Here is a 21473-nt window from a genome sequence, read left to right on the forward strand (position 1 = left end):
CCGGCCGGGACGTGCGCCAACGGCTACTCGCGAAATTGGAGCCGACGGCGTGGACGCCGTTGCGCCGCAGCCGCCTGGCGATCGCAGCCGGACAAACCCCTGTCAGCGATAGCCATTGGGCCATGCCGCTAGGGTCAGCGGCGATGTTGGTGACCGCTGATCTTGACGACGATCCCATCCGCATCTATTCGACGCTGGAGACGCTCAATTCAGTCTCACCTGTGCAGGACCCCGTTCAAGTCCCGCTCCGATCAGCGGCGCTGAGCCAAGATCGGTTCGGTGGTGAGAGCCGTTGCAGACGGGCCCGGCCCACCTCTCCCGTGGTTTGTCCGAGCACTCACATAGCCAGTGCCAAAACACACCTCATGCATCACGCGCTTCGTCGATCACGAAATGACCCCCGAGCAGGCCCCCGTCCAGTGTGGCGACTACACGCTCGCGAGGAGATTGGATCGACGACATCATTGAGCCCAACAGCGCGCTGACACCAACCAAATTGGGACTGCAGTAGTTCGAGGAGGAAAGTCCGTGAGTGACCAATACGTGTGGCCCGAAGATCCCGAAAGCCGAGGTGGACACCCCACTGCGGCGGAGCCGTCCGGGCCTGCGGCGCCTGAGCCGAACGCGCCGCCGCCAACCCCAGAGGCAGCTGCTGGGCCGTCATCGCATCACACACCCCCACACGGATTCCGCGCACAGCGAGCGACCCCGGATACTCCCGCTCGGAAGTCCCCAATGGGCGCACCACCGCAGCCGACGGTCACCCCCACCGCGGCCGCGCCGCCGCCGGCGACCGCCCCCCCCGCTGTCGATACCGCCGCCGATAGCGGGCAACAACCGGCCGCAGGTCTTCCACGGCCGCCCGCAGGCACGCTCGCAACCAGGAGCAGCCAGCTTCAAAACACAACCCGCGCCGCCTCAAACCCGAAGCGATAGAGCCTCAGTTTCTATGACGGGCATCAACGTTCGCGCTGCAGCCAAGCTGCCGCCGACAAGAGGGTGGCGACGATGGCTCATGACCTTGACTGGGATCAACACAGGTCTGTCCCAAGATGAGATCGACGAGCGGGAGCTGCACGCCAAGATCCGCAAAGTCGTCGACAACCACAACGAACCTGATACCTCCGTGAGCTACCAGGCCGCTGTTATCAGCGTCAAAGGCGGCGTCGGGAAGACCGCTATCACAGTCCTGTTGGGGTCGGTGCTCGCCAAAATCCGCAACGGGATGATATTGGCCATCGACGCTGACCCCGACGCCGGCAATCTGGTCAAGCGCGCCGGTAAACAATGCGAACACACGGTAGCCGAACTCGTGGCCGGCGCCGGCCACCTGACAACCTACAACGCGGTAAGAGCGCATACCTCAATGAACGACGCCAACCTCGAAATCCTGGCCGCTCAGGATTATGTCGATGCCCGGCGGCCGTTCTCCGCCGAAGACTGGACCATGGCGACCAAGGTGACCTCGCCGTTCTATCCGATCATCCTTGCCGACTGCGGCACCGGCCTTTTCCACGATTCAACCCAAGCCATCCTGAACACGGCGTGGGGAGTGGTCATTGTCGCCGGCACCAGCCTCGACGAAGCCCAACAAGCAGCGGTGACCCTCGACTGGATGCGTACGCACGGATACGCCGACCTTCTCGGCCGCACCGTGGTGGTGGTCAACCACACCGACCGTGGGCGAGGCTCGGTCGACACCGAGGCCGTCAAAGCACGGTTCGCACAACACATCGGTGGAGGCAATGTCTTCGAACTTCCTTTTGAACCACACATCAAGGAGGGCAAGGAAATACACCTCGCGTTAGTCAGTCGAAAAGTACGACGACGTATCACCGAAATCGGTGCCGCTCTTTCGGAAAACTTCGATAGGCCGCGCAAAATCACCGCCCACAGATAACCAGCGACGTCGTGATAGCGACCACTCAGCCGCAGAACATCACGCCGACGACCAGGTGCGGGTTCGAGCGGCTAGTAGGCGCTAGGGCGATGGGCTTGAACCAGGCCGGCGCCGCCGTGCCGAACACCCAGCTGGATCCTCCGCGACGAGAAGCTGTATTCGATCAGTTACCAACAGGTTTTGGGCTTGCCGGCTCCAGCCGGCAGACGGCTATCAAAACAAAGCTCAAACGCCAACTATGTCGACGAGGCGTTCTAGGCCGCGGAAATCGTCGACGTTACGTGTGTACAGCGGGAGGTTGGCCGCTAGCGCAGTAGCGGCGATCAGCAGGTCTACCGTACGTGGGCCGTGCGGTTTCCGTCCCGTCGCTGTGATCGCCGCATAGATGCGACCATAGGCGCGTGCCGCGTCGGCGTCGAATGTCAATGCGTCAAAAGTGGTCTCGGCACGTTGCAGACGGTCCTGGCGGCGCGCCCGCTCTGCGCTGTCGGTCGTCGCGTGCGGACCAGCCGATAGTTCTGCCATCGTGAGTGCGCTGATCGCCGCTTCATTTGGTAGCTGCGCGGCGTCGATGTGGTCTAGACCGAGTACGACTGAGGTGTCAATGAGCCCCTGCGGGGACGCTTGTCGCTTAGCCACGAGGGACGACGTCTTGGTTGGTGCCATAGCCCAGGTCGCCACGCAATCGGTCGAGGTCAATCGGTGGCGCGCCGTGGAACGCCGAAACCGCCGCCTGAGCGCTGACAAAGCGGTGGCGGCGCAACGGCGATAGCTCTCCGACCGGGACACCGCTTCGGGTGACGATAAAACACTGACCCTGGTCAAGGCGGCGCATTATTTCGCCACTGTTGTTGCGCAGCTCGCGCTGGGTGATTTCGGTAACCACTGGACTACTGTAGCACGCGTGCTACAGTAGTCCAGTGAATGTAGGCAACGCACAACGCGTCACTGGCCCCCTGCCCGACCCGGGCCACAACGGGTACTCCTGAAAGCGACCGCCGGTGTTACCGTCCGAACCTATGAGCGTTCAAGACAGTCTGCCCCCTGACCTGGCCTGGCGCATGCCTCCGTTACCGCCCGCACGCGAATTTGTGACCTCTGCGGGATTCGCCGGTGCCGGCGCACTAATTGCCGCCGTTATCGTGGCCCTAGCCGTGATGTTCGCGGTGTGGCGTACATCCAAACGTCACGACATACAGCATGAGCAACGAGAACGTCACCACCGGGAGCTTCGCTACGACGAGCGGCATGCCGCGGCGATCGCCCGGTGCTGGCAGCGGTTGGTGTGGGTCGTGGAAACCGCGGGGATCGAGCCAGCAGCCAATGAGGGCGCGACCCTCGGACTGGGGCCAGAATTGGCCTTGGAGATACTGCGCGGGTTGCTCAACGACGCCGAGGAGCTTGAAGAGGATGCCCTCGCCAAAGCGGCCACAGTGCATCTCGAACAGCTCGCGCTGGTACTGCGGCAACAAGCAGGCCCGCTGACCGAGGTAGCCACAACCCCAGCTGCCACGAAGGATGAAAAGCCTTCTGCAACAACGGCAAAGCATTCGTCAACGACCCCGGCGAAACCCGACGAGCAGCCAACAAAAGAGGTTCCTAAGGCCCCGGCATCCCCTGCGACGGACAAGCGCCCCGCCACCGGCCGCAAGGTCTCCATGGGGGGACGGCGGCGACAGCAGTGACCACCACACAGCGCCACATCGAAAACCTCGACGAACACACATGGGCGGCCCTAACAAAACGTGCTGCCCTCGCCGCGGTTAGTGCCGCCCAAGAGCGCGGCACTAAGCCGCCGCCGGCAGCACTGGTCGCAACCGCAGCAATGACCGAAGAAGAACTTGTTGAACACCGCGGTCGCTATGGCCCGGTGCGGCAACGACCATCACCGCTCATGGCACTCGTCGAGGCAGACCATTTGCGGGCACTCGCTGAGGAAAAAGCCCGCCAGGCCCAGCAGGCGACGCAAGACGCCCAGGCGGCGGTTTCCATGGCGCGCGCAGAAACCGAGCAGCTAGCGCGCGATGCTGACCAAGCACAGGAGCGTGCCCGCGCGGTGCAAGCAGAGTCGGCGCGCAAAGACAATGAGCGGGCTACCGAACGAGCCGCCCAGCAACAACTGCTCGAAGAAGCCCTTGGTGATCGCGAACAGACTCGCGCCAATGCCGAGGCCGAAGCCGCCGAAGCGGCCGAAAAGCTCAACGCCGCACAAGCCCGAATCGCAGAACTAACCGCCACCCGAACAGCCGAACGAACCGAAGCACAAAAGACACTCGAAGAAGAACGCGGCAACCGCGAACGAGATTCCGCTACCGCCCAGGCCGAAGCCGCCGAAGCGGCCGAAAAACTCAACGCCGCACAAGCCCGAATCGCAGAACTAACCGCCACCCGAACAGCCGAACGAACCGAAGCACAAAAGACACTCGAAGAAGAACGCGGCAACCGCGAACGAGATTCCGCTACCGCCCAGGCCGAAGCCGCCGAAGCGGCCGAAAAACTCAACGCCGCACAAGCCCGAATCGCAGAACTAACCGCCACCCGAACAGCCGAACGAACCGAAGCACAAAAGACACTCGAAGAAATACGCGGCGAGATCGAACGAACCCGCGCAAATGCCGCAGCCGAGGCAGCCGCGGCGGCCGAAAAGCTCAGCGCCGCGCAAGCCCGAATCGCAGAACTAACCGCCACCCGAACAGCCGAACGAACCGAAGCGCAAAAGACACTCGAAGAAATGCGGGGCGAGATCGAACGAGCCCGGGCCGCCGCCGAGGCCGAGGTCGCCGCGGCGCGCGGCCAGACCGAGGGGCAGATCGCCGCCGCGCGCCAAGCCGCCGACGCCGACATCGCCCGGCTGCGTGGGGAAGCCGACGCCGCCGTAGGCCAAGCCCACGCTGAGCTCAAGCAGGTGCGCGCCGCGGTCTCGGCCCAGGTCGCCGCGATGCGCGAACAAACCGATAGCGAAGTCGCGGCCGCGCGCCAAGCCGCCGACGTCGAAGTCGCCCGGGCGCGCGCAGAAGCCGACGGGGCCCGCCTGAACGACGCCGCGCAGGTCAGCTCAGCGCAGTTGTTGAGCATTCCGATCCCGCCGCCTGGGTTGCGGGCTCACACCAGGGCAATTGAAGATTCGTTGGGTGCGGTACGCACAATTAGCTTCGTGCTCGAAGCCATGGCGGCGGGAGACGCCGGGGCATGGAATCGCGCGGACGTCGACTTGCTGGGCAGATTAATCGCGATGGTGCGAAGCCAAGCCGGGAATCTTTCTCAGGAACTGCGTGACCTGCCCTCGCGATATACCGATCAGGATAAGACGGAAGCTGCGGCCGACTACTCCAAGGCAGCCGCCAAGGCCTATGGCGGTGTTCTGCAGCGGATTACGGCCGTTACCGAAAGGCTCGGCCAGAGCGAGAAACGCGATGGCGCCGCGGTAGTCAGCTTGGTCTCGGCGATGTTGGACGAGCACCCGTGGCGAAGGCGTTGAGAGCCGCCAGGGCTCTCGCCGCACTGCAATCTGGCTGTTCTACCAACAGACGTTCATTTGCTTGATCCCAGCCACAAGGTTTGATCTCAACAGCACAGGCTCACCAACAACGGCGATATCCGGCATTCGTCTCAGGATCTGTTCGAGGATGCAGTGCAGTTGCATCTTGGCCAGACCAGCACCGAGACAGAAATGCTCACCAATGCCGAAGGTGAGGTGTTTTGTTGAATCGCGTGTGATGTCGAAGCGGTGCGCATCGGTCCACACTCGCTCGTCGCGGTTGGCTGACGGATACCACATCACCACCTTGTCGCCCTCAAACAGATTGACCCCACCCAAAGTGGCCGGCTGGGTAAGTGTGCGCCGAAAGTTCATAATCGGTGGGCAATAGCGAAGTACCTCGTCGATGGCACCGGGCAAGTATCGACTGACGTCGCTGAGCAGCAACGCCTTTTGGTCGGGATTCGCGCTCAGCAGCCGGACCGCATGGCTAGTGGCATTGCGCGTTGTCTCGTTTCCGGCGATCGCCAGCAACACGAAAAAGTTGTTGAGCTGCATCTCGGTAGTGACTTGTCCGTCTACCTCGCCGTTGGCGAACTGACTGATGAGCGTCTCGTCGGGCTCCCGCCGCTTCTGTTCGGCGAGTTCATGGGCATACATCCACATCTGCATCGCGATTTGCACTTGCGATGCCTCAGGATCGCTGTACCCGGGGTCGTCGAAACCGACGAGTTGATTCGACCAGTCAAAGATTTTCTCCTGGTCCGCCGCCGGCACTCCCATTAGTTCGCAGATCAAAAGCATCGGCAGGTGCATCGCAATCTCGGTAACGAACTCAGCCGCTCCACGGTCGACGACATTGTCGATGATCGCCGCAGCGGCGTTTTGGATGCGGGGATGCAGAACCTGCACCTGTCGCGGAGTAAAGCCCCTGTTGACCAAACGCCGGTAGTCGACGTGGTCGGGCGGATCCATGGACAACAGCATGGCTCGGACGTGTTGGAGTGCTTCTTCGTCGCGGTCAAGGATCTGGACACCGCCTTTGGCCGACGAGTACACCTCGGGGTTGCGCGACACCTCGACGACGTCGGCGTGCCGGGTCACCGAGTAGAAGCCACGCTGCTCGACAACTTGGTCCGCGCTGACGAACCGCGACTCATTCCACGACACCGAGTCCTGCTGGCGGAGCATGTCGAAATAATCGTGCGGGAATCCATGAGCAAAGAAGCCCGGATCACTGAGGTCGATGTCGCCAGGTTTCACGTGATCGCTTCCTTGATGAGCTTGATCGGATCGCGACCGTCTACGTGACCGAAGAACGTCGGTTCGGCCACGCTGTAGCCGAGCAGCCGCTGAACCGTCTCGGAATATTGCGCCGCACGATCCGGCGGAACGGCAAGAACCATGTTTTCCACCTGCCGCAGCCACGGCTGGAAATAGATGATCGAAACGCCCGTGCGAGCTTGTGCGGAGGTGTTGGCTCCGCCACCGTGATAGACCCCGCCGAGCCAAACCAGGGCCGATCCAGGATCAAACGACAAGCTCACGATCTCATGCTCCTGAGGCTCGCGCCCGTCCGGCCACAAGTGACTACCGGGCACCAGCAACGTCGACCCGTTCTCCGGTGTGTACGGGGACAATGCCCACATCACAGACAGGCTCCAGGGCGGCCGCGGACGCGCAACCCCGGCGAGATCGTCGTCGGCATGCAGCGCTTGGGCAGTCTCACCAGGATGGATTCGCGTCGCCTGGCACGCAGCAAGAATCGCCGACGGGGCCAAGTGGCGTTTCAACAGCTCCAAGATCGCCGGGTGCTCGACGAGCTTTGCCACGATCGGAAACTTGGCCAGCAGGGCATAGAGACGCTCTGTGCGCCTGCCCTCAAATTCGTTGCGGCCCCATTGATCTTGAGCGAAATTCCGCTCCAATACGGCCGTAACTTCGGCCAGCACGTCCGGCGCAAGAAGGTCTTTGAGCAAACAGTAGCCCTGGTTCTGCAGCTGGTCTAGGTCATGCGCGTGCATCGCATAGGTCATGCTTGACATTATTGCTATTTGTCAACTGTACGGCAACCCGCTAACGTCATGCAGGTGGACACCGCGCCACCCGCTAAGTCGATGCACGACGAACAACACCCGCAACCCAGACCATGGCGCGCCCAGCCGGACGCCGCGAACTACGACCGGGCGCGAAACGACATACTGCGTGCGGCGGAGCGTGTGGTGAACCAAGTAGGCATAGCCGACCTACGAATCGGACAAGTTGCCCAGGAAGCAGATTGCACTCGCCAAAATGTGCACCGCTACTTCGCAACCAGACGTGATCTGGTCGAAGCCGTATTAGTGAATCGGAGCACCCGCCTCGCCGAGGCGATCGCAACTCGGCTTGCCGGCCAGGGCCACCCGCTCGATCGGCTCGTCGACGGGATCATTGCCGCTGCCGACATCGCCGCCGGCGACCGTCATCTTCGGTCCTACTACTCGGGAGCGTCCGCCGACCGGATGCTCCATTTCATCACGTCATCACCGAGCCTGCGCGGCCATGTAGCGGCAAACATCGAGCACATGGCCGACGAGATCGGCCTTCGCGACGGAAACACGATCTCGCTAGCAGAACTCACCGACTGGTTTTTCCGGCTCTTCGTCATCGAGTTCGTGTGGGCGTTGACCACCCAGCAAAGCACCGAAGAAAGGCGCAGGAACCTGCGAGTGCTCATGGCCAGCCCGCTCTCCTCCGCCAGCCAATCGACAATCCTCGGCCGCTAGCCCGACGATCGCCAGCCCGCCGACGTCTAGGTCGACGACCGACACTTCGACACCACGGCGAATGGAGTGTGCACCCTCGCCAGACCGAGTATGAACGAATGACATGAGTGACAACGCACGCGAGATCGAGAACTTGATCTACACATACGCAGAACGCCTCGACGCAGGCGACCTGGACGGGGTGGCCCAACTATTCACTCATGGCCGAATCAGCAGCATGGAGGACGGCCCCCCAGAGACCGTCTTCGTTGGCAGCGCCGGTGTCAGACAACTGTATGAGCAAGTGATACGTCGCTACGACGACGGCACGCCCAAGACCAAGCACATCACCACCAATGTGTGCATCAACGTCGACGAACCCAGCGGCACCGCGCAGAGCCGGTCCTACTACTGCGTGACACAGGCGACTTCGAAGCTACCTTTGCAAGTCATCGTGACCGGCCGCTACCGCGACACCTTCCAAAGGATCGACGGCGTGTGGTGGTTCAACACCCGAATCATGTTCGTTGATCAGATCGGCGACATAAGTCAACACCTGAAGTCATAACCAACACGGCTCGCCAAAGCCATGAAAGAAACTGCAGAACCGACGCTCCCACCAACCAAAACAGACCGTGTGCAAACTGACCACACAGCATCGACGTCATCGCGGTCAGGCCTACTCCGAGCAGGACTCCCGTCCATTAAGCTGCTGTGGTGACCTATCCGTGGATGACCCAGCTCACAACCGCCGAATCGCCCCGAGCCTGGTGAGCCGACGATGTCTGCCGAAGGTGATCCCGTGATCGTGTTGTCAGCAAGCGAAAGTTGGCAACTGCTGTCGAGCGTGTCGCTGGGCCGATTGGTCACTAGCGTTGACGGCCGACCGAAGATCTTTCCGGTCAACTTTGCCGTTCAGAATCGCACCGTGTTGTTCCGCACTGCCGAAGGAACCAAGTTAGTCAGCGCAGCTATCAACAATCAGGTTCTTTTCGAGGCGGACGACTACGATGACGCCGGAGGCTGGAGCGTCATTGTGGAGGGCACGACTCGCACGCCCCACTCCGACGAGGAGTTGGAAGAGGCCGAGCGCGCACGCTTGCTGCCATGGGTCGCCACCGAAAAGCCACACTACGTCCGCGTCAAGCCAACCGCCATAAGCGGGCGGCGCTTTCGGTTCGGCAACTAGACCGACCCGAAATCTGAGTTCGCCCCGATTCGGCCAGTCAGCCGGTCGCTGCACCGCGGGTCCGAGACAGTTGGTTGCCTTCAATGGCACCTTGAGTCCCATGTTGGGACGGATTCGTTGACTCGATCGCCCGGGACGAATACCGTGAAATATACGCTACCGCCAGTAGCGTAATAGGGTTTTCTGGGCGCCTGGCCGCCCTGAAACCACGAAGTCGCCCTCGCGTTGCGGCACAGCCCGGCAACCAGCTGAAAGGCCCGGAGGAACCCGTGTTCGACCTGAAGATCATTGGCGGCACTGTCGTCGACGGCACCGGGACAGACCGGTATTACGCAGACATCGGCATCAAGGATGGCCTGATCGTCGACATTGTCCGCCGCGGCGCCGACGCCTCCGATACATCCGGCCTGAAGGCAGCCGAATCCGCCGAAACGCTCGATGCGACAGGGCACGTAGTAGCCCCGGGCTTCGTTGACATCCACACCCATTACGACGGTCAAGTGACGTGGGACAGCTCGCTGGAGCCGTCCAGCGGTCATGGAGTCACCACCGTGGTCACCGGCAACTGTGGAGTCGGATTCGCACCAGTCCGACCGGGCCGGGAGGAATGGCTGATCGAGTTGATGGAGGGCGTTGAAGACATCCCCGGCACCGCCCTCACCGAAGGCATCACATGGGGTTGGGAAAGCTACCCGGAGTACCTCGACGCGATCGGCAACCAGAAGTTCGCGATCGACGTGGGCAGTCAAGTCGCCCACGGCGCTATCCGGGCCTATGCGATGGGAGAACGGGGTGCCCGCAATGAACCGGCCACCCCCGACGACATTGCCGCGATGAGCCGACTAGTCACCGAAGCAATCGAAGCCGGCGCTCTCGGGTTCTCGACTTCGCGCACCTTGGCCCACCGCGCAATGGATGGCGAACCCGTGCCCGGCACGTTCGCCGCCGAAGATGAGTTGTTCGGCCTTGGTCGCGCTATGGCAGCCGGTGGGCAGGCGGTATTTGAGCTGGCGCCACAAGGTGCCGCGGGCGAGGATATTGTCGGCCCGAAACGGGAGCTGGAGTGGATGCGGCGGCTGGGCGGCGAAATCGACTGCCCGGTGTCGTTCGCACTCATTCAGGTTGACGCCGACCCGAATCTGTGGCGCGAGCAGCTGGACTTGTCCGCGGAGGCGCATGCGGCCGGCAGTCGATTGCACCCGCAGATTGCGGCCCGCCCCTTCGGCATGATGATCGGGTTCCCAGGACACCATGGCTTCACCCATCGGCCTACCTACCGAAAGCTGAAGTCCGAGTGCAACCGCGCCGAACTCGCGCAGCGCCTCGCGGACACCACGGTGAAGACCGCGATCCTCGCCGACGAGGACCTGCCCATCGACCCGACAGTTTTGTTCGACGGCATGTTCGCCTTCGTACAGCATTCGCTGGAACGTCTCTACACGCTCGGCGATCCGCCTGACTACGAGCCCACACCCGACCGCACCGTCGCCGCCATCGCCAAAGAGCGAGGCAAGGACCCACTGGCCACTCTCTACGACCTGATGCTCCAATCCAACTCCAGTGCAATGCTTATGCTGCCGCTGTTCAACTACGCAGACGGCAACTGCGATGCGATCCGTGAGATGATGCTGCACCCGGCCGGCGTGCTGGGGCTCTCCGATGGCGGCGCGCACTGCGGAATGATCTGCGACGCTTCCTATCCCACCTTCCTACTGACGCACTGGGCGCGAGACCGCAAGCGAGGCGCGAAGTTGCCGCTGGAATACGTGATCCGCAAACAGTCTCGTGACACGGCCGAACTTTTCGGTCTCACCGATCGCGGCACCATCGAGATCGGCAAGAAGGCCGACATCAATGTGATCGACATGAACGCACTGACCCTGCACCCCGCGACCATGGCCTACGACCTGCCCGCCGGCGGCCGCCGACTGCTACAGCGGGCAAGCGGCTACCCAGCGACCATCGTCAGTGGCACAGTGACCCGTCGCAACGATGTCGACACCGGGGCGCGGCCCGGCCGCCTAGTTCGCGGAGCGCGTTGACTCCCCCTGTCACGAACAGTCGGCCACGCGAGGCCTTGCGCCAGGTCGCCGTTCGGTGGTCGTCCATCTCGGCGATAGTCGTACCTGTCAGCGCCTTGAGCAGCAATTACAGCGCCTGGCTCGCGACTACAGCCTGATCCACGATTTGATCGATGCGCGCGAAGGCAATGCCGCGAGGACTGATAACTCGCCGGCCAACACCTACGCCGTGCTGCTCGAAGCAGCCAATCACGGCAGTGGCCGATAACGCACCAACCGTGCCGTTCGGCACTAAGCGCGCAGGTGATAGCGTCGCGTTAGAACAGCTTTCGCCAGGAATACGTTACACCGAGCCACGCGCTTCAATTTCCTGCCATTTCGCTAGTTGTTTAAAGTTTCGCTCTGCGCGGAGCGCGAATGCGGAACTACTGCGGTCGTTCCTGAAATCGCATGATTGGGGTCAAAGCATGACGACTAACAGCTCAGCTCCGGTTGCCGAATCCGCCGATGTCGTGGTGGTCGGCTTTGGTGCGGCAGGTGTCTGCGCGGCCATCGCCGCCCGCGAACAAGGCGCCGAAGTGGTGGCAATAGATCGGGCCAATGGCGGCGGGGCGACTACGGTGTCAGGCGGGATCATCTATGCCGGCGGCGGCACGACCGTTCAAAAGCAGGCCGGGGTTGACGACAGTTTCGAACAGATGCTGGCTTATCTCCGTCTCGAAGTCGGCGATGTCGTCAGTCAAGAGACCCTGGAATCGTTCGTGCACAGCAGCCCTGAAATGATCAGCTGGCTGAGCAACTACGGAGTGCCGTTCGACTCCACGCTGTGTCCCTACAAGACGTCGTTTCCGAACAATCACTACTACCTGTACCACTCGGGCAGTGAAAACTCTGGGGCTTTCCGCAGTCATACGCCACCCGTCCAGCGCGGGCATCGCGCAAAGGGAAAAGGCCCATCCGGCAAGATGTTGTTTCAGCCGTTATCGAAATCTTCACTCGCCCTGGGTGTTCGGTTTCTTCCCCAGACAAAGGCCACGAAGCTGGTCCAGGATTCCACTGGGCGAGTGGCCGAAGTCGAGGCTGTGACGATGAACGCCGCGCCGCGCCGCGTCCGCCGGACGTACGCGGCGTTGGCAAAAGTGTCCGCGAAACCGGGCATCTACTATCCACCGTTGCGCCGCCTGATGGAACGGCGGCTCCGAAAGCTCGAACGACGCTACGCGCGGCCGATCCGGATTTCGGCAAGACGCGCGGTGGTCATCTGCGCCGGCGGCTTCATCGCGAACACCGAATGGATCAAACAGTTAGCACCGCAATACTCGACCGGACTTCAACTGGGCACAAGTGGAGACGATGGAAGCGGCATCGCGCTCGCGCAGAGTGTCGACGCGGCCACCGACCGGATGGACAACGTCTCTGCGTGGCGCTTCATCATGCCGCCGAGCGTGTTCATCAACGCCATCATCGTCAACGAGAACGGCCAGCGCGTCATCGACGAGAGCCGTTATGGCGCGGCAGTCGGGCAAACCCTGGTACGAGACCACAACGGTACAGGGTGGCTTCTCGCGGACGCCGCGCTGATGAAAGAAGCTCGGCGCCAAACGATCAGGCAGCCGTTATGGTTTCAGCGCGCCCAAATTGTGGCGCTGATGCTCTTCGACAGGGTGAAAGCTTCATCACTACGCGAAGTCGCCCAGGCCGCCGGGATCGACCCCGACGGTCTGGTGGCCACGGTTGAAGCACACAACGCGGCAATCGACAACGGGACGACCGACCCGGTCGGAAAGCCGCCGGAGTTTGTGCGCCGTATTTCTCAAGCCCCTTATACCCTGCTAAACATTTCTATCCGGCCAAGCTTGATGAACCCCACCCCGATGCTCACCCTGGGCGGCGTCCGCGTCGATGAAGGCACCGGCGCGGTGGTCACCGAGTCCGGCGCACCGATTCCAGGCCTGTTCAGCGCAGGACGCACCGCAATCGGAATCTGCTCCAACTCCTACGTCAGCGGGCTGTCGCTGGCTGATTGCGTGTTCTCTGGTCGCCGCGCGGGCAAACACGCAGCCAAACAGCATGTCAGCCATACCTCGCATTGAACATCAGTACCGGTTCCTGTCACCTGATACCGAACCGTAGAGCCAATTAGCCAGACCCCGTCGCGCATGACGGCGTATCTGCCGCGATACTGATGGTAGCCGTTTCACCGCGGAGCCCCCCAAGATCTGACCGACAACGACGCCGGGAGTCCAACCATGAGCGCCGAAAAACCAACCATCATCTACACGCTCACTGACGAAGCGCCGATGTTGGCAACCTACGCCTTTCTACCGATAGTTCGGGTGTTCTGCGAGGCAGCGGGCATCCATGTCAAGACCAGCGACATCTCTCTGGCGACACGCATCCTCGCGGAGTTTCCTGACTATTTGACCGAAGCCCAGCGCGAGCCCGACAACTTGGCAGAGCTGGGTAGGCTGACACAGCTGCCCGAAACCAACATCATCAAGCTGCCCAACGTCAGCGCCTCCGTGCCTCAGCTCTTGGCCGCTGTCAAGGAGCTGCAGGCGAAGGGCTACAACCTGCCGGACTATCCGGAAGATCCGAAGACCGACGTCGAAAACGACATCCGGCAGCGCTACGCCAAGTGTTTGGGCAGTGCTGTCAATCCAGTTCTACGCGAAGGCAACTCGGATCGCCGGGCACCAAAGGCAGTCAAAGAGTACGCGCGCAAGAACCCGCACAGCATGGCCAAGTGGTCGATGGCTTCGCGCACCCACGTGGCGACCATGCGACACGGCGACTTCTATCACGGCGAGAAGTCGATGACCCTGGACCGCGCGCGTGAAGTCAAGATGGAACTGGTGACCAAGAGCGGCGAGACCGTCGTGCTCAAACCCAAGGTGTCACTGCGCGACGGCGACATCATCGACAGCATGTTCATGAGTCAAAAAGCCTTGTGCGAGTTCTACGAAGAGCAGATGCAGGACGCTTACGAAACTGGCGTGATGTTCTCACTCCATGTGAAAGCAACCATGATGAAGGTTTCGCACCCAATCGTCTTCGGTCACGCGGTGAAGATCTTCTACAAGGATGCGTTCGCCAAACACCAGCAGCTCTTCGACGAACTGGGCGTAAACGTGAACAATGGGCTAGCCGATCTCTACAGCAAGATCGAGTCGTTGCCCGCATCACAACGCGATGAGATCATCCATGACCTGCACCGCTGCCACGAGAATCGCCCGGAGCTGGCAATGGTGGACTCGGCTCGGGGAATCTCCAATTTCCATTCGCCAAGCGACGTAATTGTGGACGCTTCGATGCCCGCTATGATTCGCGCGGGCGGCAAGATGTACGGCGCCGACGGACGGACCAAGGACACTAAGGCCGTCAATCCCGAATCTACTTTTTCACGGATCTACCAGGAAATAATCAACTTCTGCAAGACCAATGGCGCCTTCGATCCGGCGACCATGGGCACGGTTCCCAACGTTGGCCTCATGGCGCAAAAGGCGGAGGAGTACGGCTCGCATGACAAGACCTTCGAGATCTCAGCTGACGGTGTCGCCAACATCGTCGACCTAACCACTGGCGAAGTACTGCTGACGCAGAATGTGGAGACCGGCGATATCTGGCGCATGCCCATCGTCAGGGACGAACCGATCCGCGACTGGGTCAAGCTGGCGATCACTCGCGGGCGCAGCTCCGGCATGCCCGTGGTTTTTTGGTTGGACCCGTACCGTCCACACGAGAGCGAATTGATCACAAAAGTCAAGAGGTACCTAAAGGATCACGACACTAGTGGCCTGGATATCCAGATCATGTCGCAGGTGCGGGCAATGCGGTACACGTTGGAGCGCCTGATCCGCGGCCTGGACACCATCGCCGCCACCGGCAACATCCTGCGCGACTATCTCACTGACCTATTCCCGATACTCGAGCTAGGCACCAGCGCCAAGATGCTATCCATCGTGCCGTTGATGGCCGGCGGCGGTATGTATGAAACCGGAGCCGGCGGTTCGGCGCCCAAGCACGTTAAGCAGCTCGTCGAAGAGGATCACCTGCGATGGGACTCTCTCGGCGAGTTCCTCGCATTGGCCGTCAGCCTGGAGGACCTGGGCGTCAAAACGGGCAATCAGCGAGCAAGTATTTTGGCCAAAACGCTGGATGCCGCGACCGGAAAGTTGCTGGACAACAAGAAAAGCCCTTCACGCAAGACCGGTGAGCTGGACAACCGGGGGAGCCAGTTCTACCTGGCCCTGTACTGGGCCCAGGAACTAGCCACGCAGACCGATAGCCAGGAATTGCGCGACCGCTTCTCCCCACTTGCCGATGCCTTGACCCGCGACGAAAACATCATTGTTGCTGAACTAACCGAGGCGCAGGGCAACCCGGTGGACATCGGAGGCTACTACGCGCCGGACAGCGAAATGACCACGGCAGTGATGCGTCCGAGCCGCACATTCAATGCGGCACTGATCGCTGGCCGGTGTTGAAACCGGTTCGCATGCTCGCAGTCAACCAAATCCTGGGCCGCAAAAGCTAATCTTCGCTAATCCCGTCTGCCTGTGCAGTTTGCATACAGGGTGGGGTCGTGCGAGCTCACAATGAGCAGGTCGGGTTCCCGGCAACGGTAGAGTTCGGCGAGCCGTTCGCGGTTGGCCCGCAGCTGCTTACGATTGAATGCGAACAACGCGTCCTGAGCCCGCAGCACAGCTGGCACCCGAGAGCGGCCGTCAATCGTGCCGAAATAGTAGAAGGCGTCACCGCAGTGCAGGATCCAGCGGTTGCCCGCGTCTATCGCAACCGCAGTGTGGCCGCGGGTATGGCCCGGCATGGGCACCAGCACGACACCGGAGTCGATGGCATCAAGAGGTTGGGTGGCGGCGAATCCTCGCCAGGGTTGCCCGTTGGGCCCGTGTTCGACAAGTTTTGGACCGTGCGCCCATTGTCCGCTCCGATATCGCAACTTTTCACGCACCGACCAGGCGTGTACCGCGCCAAATGCTTCAGCGGCGCCGACGTGAATGCGCGCGTGCGGGAAGTCGGCAATTCCGCCAATGTGGTCTAGGTCGAAGTGGGTGACGACGATGTGCCGGACGTCGTCGCGACCAAACCCGAGCGTTTCGATCTGGCGTATCGCGGTCTCGTTGTGCCGTAACGCGGCTCTACGCAACCAACCTGGGTTGGCGGGTTCTGATCGGTGTTGGTTGTTGATTGTGGTGGATGCGGCCGTGGTTGAGAAGTAGGCGGAGCCGGTAGTTGCTGAAGTTGCGGAATCCGCGTGCGGTGCGTTTGGTGTTTTTGATCTTGAGGTTCAGCGCTTCGGTGGGTCCGTTGGTGATGGCGGGGTTGGTGAAGGCGGCTAAGAACTCTGCTCGCCAGGTGTGCAGGGTGCGGCCGAGTTTGGCCACCTCGCTAACCGGACAGTTGCGGGCTTCCTCAATAAGTTCGGCGGCGGCTTCGGCGTTGTTGCTGTGGTAGCACCACATCAGGCGTTGAGCGATGATCCAGGCCACCGTGACCGCCCAGTCTGGGTCCCCCGCCTCCAAACCGCAGTCCAAACGCTTTCTGGCGTGGTCAGGCAACCGGTCGACGCGTGTACGCAGGGTGCGCCGAATCCGGTAGAGCGGGTCGCCGCGTCGTCCACGATGGCCCAACACCTGGTTTTGCACGCGTCGTCGAACCTCATCGAGTGCTGCCAGTGCGAGTTTGACGACGTGAAACGGGTCCAACACGCGTACCGCATCGGGCAGATGAGCAGCCAACGCAGTCGCGTAGCCGCGAAACGCATCCAGTGCCGCATGGGTGATGTGCTGTTTCCAGTTCTGGTCAGCGTTGGCTAGCCACGCCCCCAGGACCGCACCTGATCGCCCTAGCGTCACATCGAGTAGCCGTGCTGGCTGGCCAGCGGTGATATCGGCGATGCCGGTGGCATAGATCGTTGGATGCGTCGCGGTCGCACGCAGAAACGAGGTCTCATCAACCCCAACTGTGCTCACAACATCTACCCGTTGCGGGTCATCGACAAGACGCCGACCTGTGACAACAACGATATTGTTGATCGTGGCCCAGCTGACACCGAGGTCGGTGGCCACAGCAGACACCGCGCGATCATGTGTACCGACCTGCTTGAACGCCCACATACGGGCACGTTCGGTCAGACACACCCGCGCCGGGATCGCCGTGTGCTGCTCAGTCCAGGTGTTTTGCCCACACCGCCGATACGGGCAACACCAGATGCGTTTGTGCCAGCACAACACCACCGGGCGTCCAGCGATCGGCAAGTCACGCACCCAGACTGGGCGGCGATCCTTGGCCCGGGCCACCACACCGCACTGCGGACACGCAACGACTGTGGCCGTCGTCTGGACCATCAGCTCCAACTCACCATCAACCTCGACGGCCCCGATCAGCTCAAACCCGTCCAGCCCGAACAACACACCAACAACCGAACTACTAGCATCGACAACCAACCTGGGACTCCTGTCTGATCAGTGAGTAATTTGCTGAAACACACCGATCATTGAAGTCCCAGGCCCACAACCAACCCGACACAAGGCCCCAGTCCCACCACCCGCACCCAGCTTCGTCACGAAGAGCCCGTAACGCTGGTCGCAACACGTAGCGGGAGGGGCCGATCCGACGAGGGTTTTCACAGTCGAGAAGCCCAAAGCCGGTATCGATGAGCGCAAGGCCGCGGTCGGTTTCCAGTAGCAGCACATGGCACACCATCGGAGCCCCGGGGGTTTTGATGGTGCCGCAGTTTAGGTGATGAACTTTCACTGCCGGCCCCTTGCATCTCGCGACCGCCGCGCGGCTACACCAGTTGTCGCAGAGTCTCGACGAGCTGGATCCGCTCACCCGGCGTCGCTGCGATGGGAGCCACGTTCAACGTAGTCACCCCAGATTCGCGGAACGCGGCCACTCGCTCCTTGACGAACTCGCGGGTCCCAATCAAGGAAATGTCGCGCACGAGCTCGTCGGGCACCGCCTTGGCGGCGGCATCCTTTTCGCCAGCCAAGTAAAGCTCCTGAACGCGGTCGGCCTGCGGACCAAAGCCGTAGCTGGTTGCCAAGGCATGGTAGAAGTTCTTGCCTTTGGCTCCCATACCACCGATGTACAGTGCCAGTTGCGGTTTGACGAATTCGCGCAGCGGCTCAACGTTGTCGCCAATCGCCAGGGCCGGGCCGGCATACACGTCCAGCTCGCCGAGCGCACCGTCTCGCTTCGCTTTTCCGCTGGCCAATGATTCACCCCACACGTCGTGCGCTTTTTCTGGCAGATAGAAGATTGGTTGCCAACCCTCGGCGATCTCGGCAGCCAGCTCAACATTCTTCGGTCCCAGCGCGGCTAACAGGATGGGGATACGTTGCCGAACGGGTCGATTGATGAGCTTCAACGATTTGCCAAGTCCAGTGCCTTGACCAGCGGGAAGCGGGACCGTGTAGTGCTTGCCCTGATACTGCACGTATTCACGGCGCCACACCTGACGGCAGATCTCGACCACCTCGCGAGTTCGACCAATCGGCGCGTTGTACCGAACACCGTGAAATCCTTCGATGACCTGCGGGCCGGACGCACCCAGGCCCAAGGTGAACCGGCCATCCGACACATAGTCGAGCCCGGCCGCGGTCATCGCGGTCAACGTGGGCGTTCGGGTGTAGAGCTGCAGGATTCCCGAAGCCAACTGCACGTGTTCGGTGTTGGCGGCCAGATAGCCCAGCGCGCTCACCGCGTCGAAGGAATACGCCTCGGGGACAAAGACAATGTCCAACCCGGCGCGTTCTAGGTCGGCGACTTCGGCGGCCACTTCTTTGAAGCCGCCGGCATAATTGATAGCTAATCCGATCCGCATGATAAGCACCCTTTCGGACTCAGTAGGTCACATAGGCTCAACGGGCCGGTGTTGAAGTTGCGGCCGAACGTGTTAGACATTGGCGAGTTCGAGGGCTTCCTGCTGGATCCGCTCGAACTGGGCGCCCATCGCCTCAGACAATGCCTTTGCGCCAGATAGCGGCCGTACCATCACCGTGAAATCGTCGATCAGACCATCGTCATCGAAGCGCAGGAAATCGCATCCCGTAATCGTTATGCCCTCCACCCCAGCGATTCTCGTCTCGAACACGAACGCGTGGTCGCGACCATTGCTGTCAGCGAGTTCGCGGACGTAGTGAAAGTCCTCGAATATCCGCAACACGCCACGCAGGATCGCCATGGTGATCGGCTTGCCGACATACGGCTTGAACGCCACCGGACTAGTGAACACGACGGTATCGGACAGCATTGCCAGGATCGCCGCCTCGTCGCGCGCTTCGACCGCCCTGCGGAAGGGATGCATCCGGCACCTCACATTGTCGTTGTGTCACGTGGGCGTGATCAACCGTAGAAGGTGGACGCGTGCATGTCCATAGACGATTAATCAGTTTGTTGACTATTCGCCATATTGTATAATGGCGCGATGTCGCTCCGCGACGCGGTGTTGGCCGCACTCCTCGAGGGCGAGTCCTCCGGATACGACCTGGCGAAAGCCTTCGACGCCTCAGTGGCGAACTTCTGGATGTCCACCCCACAACAGCTGTACCGCGAACTTGAACGCCTGGCCGGCCAGGGGCTCATTAAGGCGCGCACCGTCCAGCAAGAACGCCGACCCACCAAGCGGATGTACTCACTGACTGCGGCCGGCCGCGACGCCATCCAAGATTTCACCGCCATGGCGCCCAGACCATCGGTGATCCGAGATGAGCTGCTGGTCAAAGTGCAGGCTTTCGACGCCGGTAACGCCGACGCCGTCCGCGACTCCATCGTTGAACGAATGCAGTGGGCTGCCGCCAAATTGCAACGCTACGAACGGATACGGAGCCGCCTGCTCAACGGCGGCACCGAAGAAAACTACGTCACCCACGCCGAGCGGGTAGGTCCGTACTTGACACTGCTACGCGGAATATCGTTTGAACAGGAAAACATTCGATGGGCCGAACACGCACTGGCGATTGTCGAGAATCGTTTGTCCGCGATGTCGTCACGGTCTCGAACGTAGCGGAGCGCGTTCAGAATCGATGAGACCTGTCGCGCGGCACAAGATGGGCGTGTCTTGGAAGGTCGAGCGCGCAAGGCCCTGGAAAAGCATCGTCGGCGCTCTGGCCGAGGCTGGTGGCCCCGCATCCGTCACGCGGCATACTGGTGGCATGCCAACACCATTGGTACCTGCGCGGTTGTTGGGCGGGTAGGGGAAACGACGTGCCAAAGCGGCGTGCAAAAGCGGCGTCACAGTCAGTGGTTATCGTCACCGGTGCCGCCCGCGGCATCGGTGCGGCGACAGCTCGACTGTTCGCCGAACACGGGGCCACGGTGTGGATCGGCGATGTCGACCAGTCCGAGAATGAAGCGACCGCCGCTGAGATCCGGGGCGCCCGCGCTGCTCGACTCGACGTCACCAACCCAGTATCATGGCGCAACTTCGTCACAACCGTGCTTGGTGAGTCAGGCCGAGTCGACATCCTGGTCAACAACGCCGGAGTCATGCCATTGGGTTCGTTCCTCGAAGAGACTCAGGAAGTTACCGAGCTGATCCTGGACGTCAACATCCGCGGTGTGCTCAACGGCATGCGCGCGGTGGCCCCGGAAATGGTCGCGCGCGGGAGCGGCCGGATCATCAATGTGGCCTCCATGGCAGCAATGATCCCGATACCGGGAATGGTCACCTACAACGCCAGCAAGTTCGCGGTTCTCGGTGCCTCGCTGGCTGCACGCCGAGAGTTGGCGCCGGCGCGAGTCACCGTATCGGCGATCCTGCCGGCCGCGGTGCGCACCGAACTAACCTCAGGAGCACCGCTGGGTAATGGCCTGCCAACGGTGAACCCGGGCGATGTTGCCGCGGCCATCCTGAAGACGGCTCGCACCGGCGCCGCACGCGTCTCGGTGCCGAAATGGGTTGCGCCGGGCTGGTCAATGGTCGACGCGTTGATACCGGAACGCGTCGAATTGTTGTTCCGCCGATGGCTCAGCGACGACCGGGCGCTGACCTCCATCGACACGGTAAGCCGACGTGCCTATACCGACCGTATCGCGCGTCAGGCAACCACACATGCCGGAGATCCCCAATGACCCCAACGCGCCCGGCGGCCAGAAGCATAGTCTTCCGGGCACC

Annotated in this window: 20 protein-coding genes and 1 pseudogene; 12 read left to right on the forward strand and 9 right to left on the reverse strand. The window is 61.6% G+C overall.

Features of this window, described 5'->3' with window-relative positions; all coding sequences use genetic code 11:
• The first annotated feature begins 1015 nt into the window (after positions 1 to 1015).
• The gene (locus tag ACO07W_RS10710; protein ID WP_421843033.1) at positions 1016 to 1900 is read left to right on the forward strand and encodes a MinD/ParA family ATP-binding protein; all 885 of its coding nucleotides are present in this window, start codon (positions 1016 to 1018) and stop codon (positions 1898 to 1900) included.
• A 225-nt stretch (positions 1901 to 2125) separates the two neighbouring features.
• On the opposite strand, the gene ACO07W_RS10715 is transcribed toward ACO07W_RS10710, so the two are convergent.
• Positions 2126 to 2539, reverse strand: a complete 414-nt coding sequence (locus ACO07W_RS10715; RefSeq protein WP_421843035.1) for a type II toxin-antitoxin system VapC family toxin — start codon at positions 2537 to 2539, stop codon at positions 2126 to 2128.
• Positions 2532 to 2786, reverse strand: a complete 255-nt coding sequence (locus tag ACO07W_RS10720; protein ID WP_421843037.1) for a type II toxin-antitoxin system Phd/YefM family antitoxin — start codon at positions 2784 to 2786, stop codon at positions 2532 to 2534. Before ACO07W_RS10720 ends, ACO07W_RS10715 begins: the two co-directional genes overlap by 8 nt.
• A gap of 133 nt (positions 2787 to 2919) precedes the next feature.
• On the opposite strand from ACO07W_RS10720, the gene ACO07W_RS10725 reads away from it, so the two are divergent.
• Together ACO07W_RS10725 and ACO07W_RS10730 are read left to right on the forward strand one after the other, a co-directional pair.
• Entirely contained in the window at positions 2920 to 3585 is a 666-nt protein-coding gene (locus ACO07W_RS10725; RefSeq protein WP_421843039.1) for a hypothetical protein, read from the forward strand.
• Positions 3582 to 5378 carry a hypothetical protein gene (locus ACO07W_RS10730; protein WP_421843041.1) on the forward strand — a complete coding sequence of 599 codons (1797 nt, stop codon included), beginning with the start codon at positions 3582 to 3584 and terminating at the stop codon, positions 5376 to 5378. The genes ACO07W_RS10725 and ACO07W_RS10730 overlap by 4 nt, the downstream gene beginning before the upstream one ends.
• Positions 5379 to 5417: 39 nt before the next feature.
• Here ACO07W_RS10730 and ACO07W_RS10735 read toward each other — a convergent pair whose 3' ends face one another.
• Together ACO07W_RS10735 and ACO07W_RS10740 are read right to left on the reverse strand one after the other, a co-directional pair.
• Positions 5418 to 6641: a cytochrome P450 gene (locus ACO07W_RS10735; RefSeq protein ID WP_421843043.1), complete on the reverse strand. Its 1224-nt coding sequence runs from the start codon at positions 6639 to 6641 to the stop codon at positions 5418 to 5420.
• Positions 6638 to 7414 carry a phytanoyl-CoA dioxygenase family protein gene (locus ACO07W_RS10740; protein WP_421843045.1) on the reverse strand — a complete coding sequence of 259 codons (777 nt, stop codon included), beginning with the start codon at positions 7412 to 7414 and terminating at the stop codon, positions 6638 to 6640. Before ACO07W_RS10740 ends, ACO07W_RS10735 begins: the two co-directional genes overlap by 4 nt.
• Before the next feature lie 18 nt (positions 7415 to 7432).
• Here ACO07W_RS10740 and ACO07W_RS10745 point away from each other — a divergent pair, with 18 nt between their 5' ends.
• The 7 genes from ACO07W_RS10745 (at position 7433) to ACO07W_RS10775 (ending at position 15819) form a co-directional block, all read left to right on the forward strand.
• Positions 7433 to 8143, forward strand: coding sequence for a TetR/AcrR family transcriptional regulator (locus ACO07W_RS10745; protein ID WP_421843047.1), 711 nt, complete (start codon positions 7433 to 7435; stop codon positions 8141 to 8143).
• 103 nt (positions 8144 to 8246) lie between these two features.
• Positions 8247 to 8690 carry a nuclear transport factor 2 family protein gene (locus ACO07W_RS10750; RefSeq protein WP_421843049.1) on the forward strand — a complete coding sequence of 148 codons (444 nt, stop codon included), beginning with the start codon at positions 8247 to 8249 and terminating at the stop codon, positions 8688 to 8690.
• 213 nt (positions 8691 to 8903) lie between these two features.
• Positions 8904 to 9311 (forward strand): pyridoxamine 5'-phosphate oxidase family protein, encoded by a 408-nt coding sequence (locus ACO07W_RS10755; RefSeq protein WP_421843051.1) that lies wholly within the window; start codon positions 8904 to 8906, stop codon positions 9309 to 9311.
• A 269-nt stretch (positions 9312 to 9580) separates the two neighbouring features.
• Positions 9581 to 11353, forward strand: a complete 1773-nt coding sequence (locus ACO07W_RS10760) for an N-acyl-D-amino-acid deacylase family protein (protein WP_421843053.1) — start codon at positions 9581 to 9583, stop codon at positions 11351 to 11353.
• Between the two features lie 55 nt (positions 11354 to 11408).
• Positions 11409 to 11600: a hypothetical protein gene (locus tag ACO07W_RS10765; protein WP_421843055.1), complete on the forward strand. Its 192-nt coding sequence runs from the start codon at positions 11409 to 11411 to the stop codon at positions 11598 to 11600.
• A gap of 199 nt (positions 11601 to 11799) precedes the next feature.
• On the forward strand, positions 11800 to 13425 hold the full coding sequence (locus ACO07W_RS10770; protein ID WP_421845931.1) for an FAD-binding protein: 1626 nt from the start codon (positions 11800 to 11802) through the stop codon (positions 13423 to 13425).
• 156 nt (positions 13426 to 13581) lie between these two features.
• Positions 13582 to 15819, forward strand: coding sequence for an NADP-dependent isocitrate dehydrogenase (locus ACO07W_RS10775; protein WP_421843057.1), 2238 nt, complete (start codon positions 13582 to 13584; stop codon positions 15817 to 15819).
• A 56-nt stretch (positions 15820 to 15875) separates the two neighbouring features.
• Here ACO07W_RS10775 and ACO07W_RS10780 read toward each other — a convergent pair whose 3' ends face one another.
• The 5 genes and pseudogenes from ACO07W_RS10780 to ACO07W_RS10800 form a co-directional block, all read right to left on the reverse strand.
• Complete coding sequence (locus ACO07W_RS10780; protein ID WP_421843059.1) at positions 15876 to 16499, reverse strand: MBL fold metallo-hydrolase; 624 nt, start codon at positions 16497 to 16499, stop codon at positions 15876 to 15878.
• Positions 16492 to 17799, reverse strand: a complete 1308-nt coding sequence (locus tag ACO07W_RS10785) for an ISL3 family transposase (RefSeq protein ID WP_421843061.1) — start codon at positions 17797 to 17799, stop codon at positions 16492 to 16494. Before ACO07W_RS10785 ends, ACO07W_RS10780 begins: the two co-directional genes overlap by 8 nt.
• A gap of 130 nt (positions 17800 to 17929) precedes the next feature.
• Positions 17930 to 18109 (reverse strand): annotated as a pseudogene (locus ACO07W_RS10790) (MBL fold metallo-hydrolase); the annotation flags it as partial.
• A gap of 34 nt (positions 18110 to 18143) precedes the next feature.
• Complete coding sequence (locus ACO07W_RS10795) at positions 18144 to 19181, reverse strand: LLM class F420-dependent oxidoreductase (RefSeq protein ID WP_421843063.1); 1038 nt, start codon at positions 19179 to 19181, stop codon at positions 18144 to 18146.
• Between the two features lie 72 nt (positions 19182 to 19253).
• A complete protein-coding gene (locus tag ACO07W_RS10800; RefSeq protein ID WP_421843065.1) occupies positions 19254 to 19664 on the reverse strand; it encodes a nuclear transport factor 2 family protein in 411 nt (136 codons plus the stop codon).
• Positions 19665 to 19784: 120 nt separating this feature from the next.
• Between ACO07W_RS10800 and ACO07W_RS10805 the strand changes: the two genes are divergently transcribed.
• Together ACO07W_RS10805 and ACO07W_RS10810 are read left to right on the forward strand one after the other, a co-directional pair.
• On the forward strand, positions 19785 to 20363 hold the full coding sequence (locus ACO07W_RS10805) for a PadR family transcriptional regulator (protein ID WP_421843067.1): 579 nt from the start codon (positions 19785 to 19787) through the stop codon (positions 20361 to 20363).
• Between the two features lie 200 nt (positions 20364 to 20563).
• Positions 20564 to 21430: an SDR family oxidoreductase gene (locus ACO07W_RS10810; protein ID WP_421843069.1), complete on the forward strand. Its 867-nt coding sequence runs from the start codon at positions 20564 to 20566 to the stop codon at positions 21428 to 21430.
• Positions 21431 to 21473 lie beyond the last annotated feature (43 nt).

It is taken from the genome of Mycobacterium sp., from assembly GCF_965230835.1.
In the GTDB taxonomy this organism is placed as follows: domain Bacteria; phylum Actinomycetota; class Actinomycetes; order Mycobacteriales; family Mycobacteriaceae; genus Mycobacterium.

Bases quoted from the DNA above. Each gene is read 5' to 3' on its own strand.
- ACO07W_RS10805 (WP_421843067.1), top strand. From the start codon at position 19,785: ATGTCGCTCCGCGACGCGGTGTTGGCCGCACTCCTCGAGGGCGAGTCC.
- ACO07W_RS10710 (WP_421843033.1), top strand. From the start codon at position 1,016: ATGACCTTGACTGGGATCAACACAGGTCTGTCCCAAGATGAGATCGAC.
- ACO07W_RS10800 (WP_421843065.1), bottom strand. From the start codon at position 19,664: ATGCATCCCTTCCGCAGGGCGGTCGAAGCGCGCGACGAGGCGGCGATC.
- ACO07W_RS10795 (WP_421843063.1), bottom strand. From the start codon at position 19,181: ATGCGGATCGGATTAGCTATCAATTATGCCGGCGGCTTCAAAGAAGTG.
- ACO07W_RS10725 (WP_421843039.1), top strand. From the start codon at position 2,920: ATGAGCGTTCAAGACAGTCTGCCCCCTGACCTGGCCTGGCGCATGCCT.
- ACO07W_RS10740 (WP_421843045.1), bottom strand. From the start codon at position 7,414: ATGACCTATGCGATGCACGCGCATGACCTAGACCAGCTGCAGAACCAG.
- ACO07W_RS10770 (WP_421845931.1), top strand. From the start codon at position 11,800: ATGACGACTAACAGCTCAGCTCCGGTTGCCGAATCCGCCGATGTCGTG.
- ACO07W_RS10775 (WP_421843057.1), top strand. From the start codon at position 13,582: ATGAGCGCCGAAAAACCAACCATCATCTACACGCTCACTGACGAAGCG.
- ACO07W_RS10750 (WP_421843049.1), top strand. From the start codon at position 8,247: ATGAGTGACAACGCACGCGAGATCGAGAACTTGATCTACACATACGCA.
- ACO07W_RS10755 (WP_421843051.1), top strand. From the start codon at position 8,904: ATGTCTGCCGAAGGTGATCCCGTGATCGTGTTGTCAGCAAGCGAAAGT.